5 protein-coding genes are annotated in these 6,253 nt (G+C 54.2%); 3 read left to right on the forward strand and 2 right to left on the reverse strand.

Annotation, left to right across the window (positions count from 1 at the left end; all coding sequences use genetic code 11):
* Positions 1 to 258 precede the first annotated feature (258 nt).
* Entirely contained in the window at positions 259 to 1,299 is a 1,041-nt protein-coding gene (locus ACNKID_RS09810) for a ParA family protein (RefSeq protein ID WP_417913249.1), read from the forward strand.
* A 371-nt stretch (positions 1,300 to 1,670) separates the two neighbouring features.
* Here ACNKID_RS09810 and ACNKID_RS09815 read toward each other — a convergent pair whose 3' ends face one another.
* Positions 1,671 to 3,044 (reverse strand): tetratricopeptide repeat protein, encoded by a 1,374-nt coding sequence (locus ACNKID_RS09815; protein WP_417913250.1) that lies wholly within the window; start codon positions 3,042 to 3,044, stop codon positions 1,671 to 1,673.
* Positions 3,045 to 3,543: 499 nt separating this feature from the next.
* Between ACNKID_RS09815 and ACNKID_RS09820 the strand changes: the two genes are divergently transcribed.
* On the forward strand, positions 3,544 to 4,152 hold the full coding sequence (locus ACNKID_RS09820; protein WP_417913251.1) for a fibronectin type III domain-containing protein: 609 nt from the start codon (positions 3,544 to 3,546) through the stop codon (positions 4,150 to 4,152).
* 96 nt (positions 4,153 to 4,248) lie between these two features.
* Here the strand turns inward: ACNKID_RS09820 and ACNKID_RS09825 are convergent, their stop codons facing one another.
* Entirely contained in the window at positions 4,249 to 5,031 is a 783-nt protein-coding gene (locus ACNKID_RS09825; RefSeq protein WP_417913252.1) for a prepilin peptidase, read from the reverse strand.
* Between the two features lie 264 nt (positions 5,032 to 5,295).
* Between ACNKID_RS09825 and ACNKID_RS09830 the strand changes: the two genes are divergently transcribed.
* Positions 5,296 to 5,904, forward strand: coding sequence for a hypothetical protein (locus ACNKID_RS09830; protein WP_417913253.1), 609 nt, complete (start codon positions 5,296 to 5,298; stop codon positions 5,902 to 5,904).
* Positions 5,905 to 6,253: the final 349 nt, after the last annotated feature.

Raw genomic sequence — 6,253 nt, forward strand, 5'->3', positions numbered from 1 at the left:
TATTTCCGCTGGATCAACTTCGCTTCGTTTGTTGCGGTGAAAGAGGAAGGGCAGGACGCACATCCCGGCCAGCCGCAGTGACGACGCGGACTATTCCTGTCTCTTCCCCAGATGCTCCTGAAGCTGCCTGCGCAGGACCTTCAGCTCATGATCGGCTAAATTATTCGTGACTATGCTGGAAACGCATAGTATCCTGTACATCATAGGGCCAAGATGCCTGTTTGCGAGAAGTTAGCCTGAAAGGACAAGGGTGAAAAGATGAAAAATTCAAAATATCTGATCTGGAACAACAAAGGCGGAGTTGGCAAGACATTCTTGACATACATGCTTGCAGTTGAGTACGCCCTGATTCACCCTGAAGAGGACGTTGTCATAGTTGATGCCTGTCCTCAATCAAATGTTTCCGAAATGATTCTTGGAGGCAATGGAGCCGGCGAGCAGAATCTGTCAAAATTCAGAGAGAACAATTTAACCATCGCCGGTTATATAAAGGACAGATATGAGCGGTCGAAATCAGCTAAACTGGGCACAGAGCTTGACTATTTTGTTCGAGTCTGCAAGTCGAACCATAAAATGCCGGAAAATTTATTTCTCTTGCCGGGCGATGTGGACTTGGACATCTGTTCAAGCATTATCAGCTACCTTGGTGCTGCTCCAGAGCGGGGGGCATGGAAAAAAAGCCGGATGTTGCTGAATGATCTGATCGAATCCTTTGAGCAGAGAAAAGAGACTGAGGTCAGAAAGAAAATATTCTTCATTGACTGCAATCCAAGTTTTGCAAATTACACCGAAATGGCAGTTCTGGCATCAAACAGGATTATTATTCCATGCACTGCTGATGCCGCATCGCTGCGCGGCGTTATCAATTTGTTCAAGCTGGTTTATGGGATATCCTTGTCGCCATCCGAGAAGCTGGAGGAGAATATTTTTTTAATGTTCAACTCAAATGCGCACGAAAACGGACTTCGGCTGCCTCTGATTCACTCCTTTGTGCTGAACAGATCAAGAACAAACTTGGAAAGCGCAGCAAAAGCCTTTCAAGCGCATGTCGATGAAATCGAAAAACTGGCGGCATCTGTCAAGAAAAATCATGCTGACATTTTCTTGGATGCTGATTATGGAAAGGTTGTAAATATTAAGGACGGGAACACTCTTGCATCAATCATCAATCACGAAGGGATCCCTTTAAGCAAGCTTCCGCCGATAAAATACACGATTTACGGCCAAGAAACACAGGCCAATAAATCACAAATTGAACGCCTGATGGACGACCTGAACAAGCTGATCAAGAATCTTTGATCAATGCAGCCTGAGAGCAACCGTGGTTTAAAGTTCATTTTTAATGAAAGACACTATCTTATCTTGATTGCACAGTTTCTATTCACCTTTCAGCCTCTCTTGTCAGAATAAAAAGCTGCATTCTCGCCTCAGCAGCGATTTATATTTCTTCACCTTCTTGATCTTCAGCGTGATATTCCGCCTAATGGATCAATTTCCGTTCAGCAAGACACAGACAGCGGCAAAAGACAAGCTGTGAGCGTTCAGGATGCCTGTTTTTCCATCTCCATCTGCTTTGCCAGATACTCCTGAAGCTGCCTGCGCAGGAAATGCTGGCTGACATCCGCCCGCTGCTCTTTGGCCCGCTGTAGGGCGCGGTTCGCGAACCGCCCCTACCGTGCCTGCATCTTCTCCTTCAGCGTGTTGTAATTTGCCTGAACCGTATCAATATCCGGGTGGCCGTTTGGGAATGCTGCTTTGAGGATAGCCAATGCCCGCTGACACAGCGGCTCGGCTTCCCTGTAACGGCCCTGCGATTCATATAGCGCGGCCAGATTGTTCAGGGCAGCCGCCACGTCAGGATGGTCTTTGCCCAGTGTTTTTTCCCAAATCTCCAGCGACCGCTTGTACAGCGGCTCGGCTTCCTCGTAACGGCCCTGCGCACGGTACAGCGCGGCCAGATTGTTCAGGGTTGTGGCCACATGTGGATGTTCCTTTCCAAGAGATATTTCAACGATCTCCAGCGACCGCTTGAATAGAGGTTCTGCGTCCTCGTGTCGGCCCTGCGTTTGATACAGCCCTGCCAGATTGTTCAGGGCAGCCGCCACGTGCGGGTGTTCCTTTCCGAGAGCTTTTTCCCAAATCTCCAGCGACCGCTTGTACAGCGGCACCGCTTCCTCGTAACGGCCCTGCGTTCTGTACAGCTCGGCCAGATTGTTCAGGGTTGCCGCTACGTGCGGGTGTTCCTTTCCGAGAGCTTTTTCCCAAATCTCCAGCGAACGCTTATACAGCGGCTCGGCTTCCTCATAACGGCCCTGCGAGTAATACACCACTGCCAAGTCATTCAGAGCAAGGGCCAGTGCTTCATCCTCTTTGCCTTCCTGTTCCCGGATTGCCAGCAGATGCTCCAGCCATTCTTCCGCCCGCTGATAATCGCCCATCGTCCTGGCCATCTGCCCGGCAGCAAGCAGATAATCAGGATTGTCCGGCGCAAGCGCAACGGCGGCGGCATAATTGCGCAGGGCCTTGTTGTAATCCAGCCTGTCCTCGGCCAGCCGCCCGCTTTGGAGCAGGGCCGCCGCCGCTGTCTGGCCTGTCTCTGCGGCCACTTGGTCAAAAAGCTGCTCGGCAAGCTCGGTGTCGCCCTGCGCCAGCCGCTCTTCAGCCTCGGCCAGCTGCTGCTTGGGCAGACTGCCTGCCATCTGCTGCAATTTCTCCTTCGAGTCTTCCAGCAGCCGCAGCTTCTCCTGATAGCTCTCCTCCAGATTGGCTAATTTCCGCTCAATCTCTTCCCGTTTCTGCTTCTCCAGAAAGTAATTTCCGTGCTGCTCAAGCAGGTCTTTCTTATACTGCTCAATGGTCAGCACACTTCCGGGCGGCAATGCGATGACATCAGACTGGACAGAAACCGCCTTCGGCTTGCGCAGGCGGGCATAGAGCCAGCTGAGGAGCACACCTGCCACAGCGAGGCCCCAACCGTCCAACACGGTGCCCGGATCTTTCGGCACCCAGTTCCATGCTGCTTTAAGCAGTTCCATCCAATCCATGCAGTCCCTCACAACAAGATCAGTTCAAACGTTCTCGCGCCGCTGACGAGGCATCTCCTGCCAGATTACTCAAAAAACTGCCTCCCTCCCACAAAAATCACACCGCAGCGGCGCAGCAGAGCGGCAAAGCAGCTCCTCGTGTCCTGCGCCGCGCAGCAGCTGCGGGCCATTGCCCGGCTGACCGGGAAAAATCCGCAGAACGGGTCAGCAAAGGCGCGGCCCAAGACGCTTCAGCCAGCAGTTCAGCCGCGCAATCAGCAGGCCAAGCGGCAAAATCTGCCGCCCGTGCGGCCTGATCCGCCGCAAAACGAATCTGATCCGCAGCTCCTCGCGTTTAATCTGTTGCACTTTCAAGCATTGCGCGTTACAAATGAAGCCTGAGCAGGCGCGGCTCAAGTTCTGTCTGGAGCGGATGACCTGCGAATCAGCTGCGGATTGAGTCTCATGAAGCGCAGATCAAGCCTCATCTGCGGCACATCAAATTCAATGGAGGACTGACATGGCTCAATTTCCTTTGGATGCTGCTCACATTCTGGCGCTTGCGGACAGCATGATCGCAGGTTTCACCGCCAATCCAGAAGTATTTCCATCACCCCCTGTGTCTGTGGCGCAAATGCAGGCAGAGCGGGACGCAGCCGCAGCCGCGCATGATGCGCAGCTCGCGGCGCAGGCCGCGTCCAAGGCGGCCACAGAGGTCAAAACCGACGCTTTCTCCGATTTGACCGGGACTATGAAGAACAATGTCTCATATGCGGAATTCACCGCCAGAACTCCGGCGGACTTGAGCCTGATTGGCTGGGGACCAAGAGCGGAGCCGACTCCGCTTGCTCCTCCAGGCCAGCCAGGCAGCCTGGATATTCCCCGACAAAGCGCGGGACAAGCGCAGCTGGTTTGGGAAAAGCCGACAAGCGGCGGCAGACCGGCTTTCTACAAGGCGGAGGCGAGGACAGTCAATCCTGCTGGAGCGTGGCAGCTGAAAGGCACGTCCACTTCTTTGAAGATTGAACTGACAGACTTGGTCCGCAACGTGGAACTTGAGTTCCGGGTCATTGCGGAGAATGCCGCTGGAGCAGGAACACCGAGCAACACGGTGACAGCGGTGCTGTAAAAGAAGAAAGGCGGCCGGCCAGCAGCAGCGCTTCCTGCTGGCCGGCCCGTCAATTGCGTCAGTTGCGCCTTGTCTGCCGCAGCGCAGGACGGACGGTCAGTAGATGATGCCCAAATACCATTGCCAAGCCGCCAAGATGCTGTTCTGAAAAAAGAGCCACGACAAAGCGGCCAAGGAAAGGAACGGCCCAAAGGGAATGCGGGTCTGACTGTCTTTCTTTTGCAGCAGCAGGGACAGCCCGCCAATCACCGAACCGGTCAGCGAGCTGGCAAAGACCACGTAGAGCAGGCTCTGCCAGCCGAGAAAGGCCCCGATCATCGCCAGCAGCTTGACATCGCCGAATCCCATGCCCTCCTTGCCGGTCAGCAGGGCATAACCAACTGCCACGCCCCAAAGTATTCCCCCGCCGAACAGCACACCCAGCCCGGCCTGCTGCCACGTGACCCAGGGATTGAGCAAAGAGCCGGCAAAGCCGATGACAATGCCTGGCAGGCTGATCTGATTGGGGATGATCTGGTGCTCCAGGTCTATGAAAATGATCGCCAGCAGCGCGGCGGCAAAGAGAAAGTAATAGAGCAGGGCGAAAGAGGGGCCGAAGTGCCGCCACAGCGCCCCGGAAAGCAGGGCCATGCTCAATTCGACCACTGGATATTGCAGCGAGATGGGAGCCTTGCAGGTTCGGCATTTTCCCCGCAGCGCCAGCCAGCTCAGAACAGGGATGTTCTCGAACCAGCGCAGCTTGGTCTGGCATTTCGGGCAGTGCGAGGCCGGGAAAACCACGGACTGGCCTTCCTCCGGCAGGCGGAGAATGACCACATTGAGAAAGGAGCCGACCAGCGCGCCGAAGATCAAACTGTAAATGAAATAGATCGTGTCCATTGTCCGCCTCCGTGCAGCGGAGTGTTTTTGTTGAAGCAGAAGCCTGTGCCGGGTATTATACCTGACTGACATCCAAAGCACCGCCCGATTTTGCGTCTGTTCCTTTTTCAGCTGGAATCATCATGCCCTACAGCGACTTTGACCTGAAAGCCGTCAAACAGAAGCTCGACGCGCGGCTGGTTGAGCAGCAGGGATTGTTTGCCGCCGCGCCTTTGCTGATGTTTGCGGCAGAACATTCCTAAGCAGGAACATGACAGGTTGATTATGCCCTACAGCGACTTCACCATCCGGCAGGCGCAGCGCGATTTCAGCCTGGAGATAGTTGAGAAAGCGGGCATCTTCTCGCAGATTGAGGCGGCGCACGTCAGCGGTGCGTTTTCCAAGACCTTGGAGGAAAACATTCCGCTTGCTGTTGCCATCAATACAGAAAAAGCGCGGTCGGAACTGATCATTGCCAATGTGCTGCTTGAGCTGCGGCGGCTCTTCGACAGAAAAATCAGCTTTTTCTCCGGCGTTGAGTTCAACGTTGACAAAGAGCGGGGCCTGAACGGCTTCTGTGATTTTCTGATCAGCCGCTCTCCTGAGCAGCTTTTTGTCAAAGCGCCGGTCATCGCTGTTGTTGAAGCGAAGAATGAAAACATCATGAGCGGAATCGGGCAGTGCATTGCTGAGATGGTGGCGGCGCAGCAATTCAACGCGCAGGACGGCGAAGGCATGTCAGCCGTCTATGGCGCAGTCACCAGCGGAACAGCTTGGAAATTCATGAAACTGGCTGGCAGCTCGGTTCATCTTGATCTGAAAGACTACAATCTTGACGACACCCCAGGACGAATCATCGGCATCCTTGCTGCGATGATAGAGCTGAAGGCATGAATGATGAAAAAATAAAAATAGTCGATGAACTCTGCGGCTCATGGGCAGCTGACAGCAGCCTGCGCCAGATTTTCAAAGAAATTGCGCAAAGCCGCCGTGAGAGTTCAAGCAGGAATATAGATTTTGATGCGCCAAGTTTGACTGGGCAAAGAGAAACTTGCCGCAGCGGCATTGTTAATGAACGAGATCGAATTTTGCCAGAACATGCTTTGATGCCCACCTCCCAGCTTTCCCGCATCCTCGCCAACGACCGCCTGTCCGCCGAGGTCTTCCGGCTCACCGTCCATGCGCCGGAGATCGCCGCTGCGGCCTCTCCGGGCCAGTTCGTCATGGTTCAGGTCAGCAGCAG

Origin of the sequence: Candidatus Electronema sp. TJ (assembly GCF_048287355.1) — a bacterium.
Classification (GTDB): Bacteria; Desulfobacterota; Desulfobulbia; order Desulfobulbales; family Desulfobulbaceae; genus Electronema.

What these genes read in the sequence shown, in the direction of transcription:
- ACNKID_RS09825 (WP_417913252.1), bottom strand. Translation starts at nt 5,031, where the DNA reads ATGGACACGATCTATTTCATTTACAGTTTGATCTTCGGCGCGCTGGTC.
- ACNKID_RS09830 (WP_417913253.1), top strand. Translation starts at nt 5,296, where the DNA reads ATGCCCTACAGCGACTTCACCATCCGGCAGGCGCAGCGCGATTTCAGC.
- ACNKID_RS09810 (WP_417913249.1), top strand. Translation starts at nt 259, where the DNA reads ATGAAAAATTCAAAATATCTGATCTGGAACAACAAAGGCGGAGTTGGC.
- ACNKID_RS09815 (WP_417913250.1), bottom strand. Translation starts at nt 3,044, where the DNA reads ATGGATTGGATGGAACTGCTTAAAGCAGCATGGAACTGGGTGCCGAAA.
- ACNKID_RS09820 (WP_417913251.1), top strand. Translation starts at nt 3,544, where the DNA reads ATGGCTCAATTTCCTTTGGATGCTGCTCACATTCTGGCGCTTGCGGAC.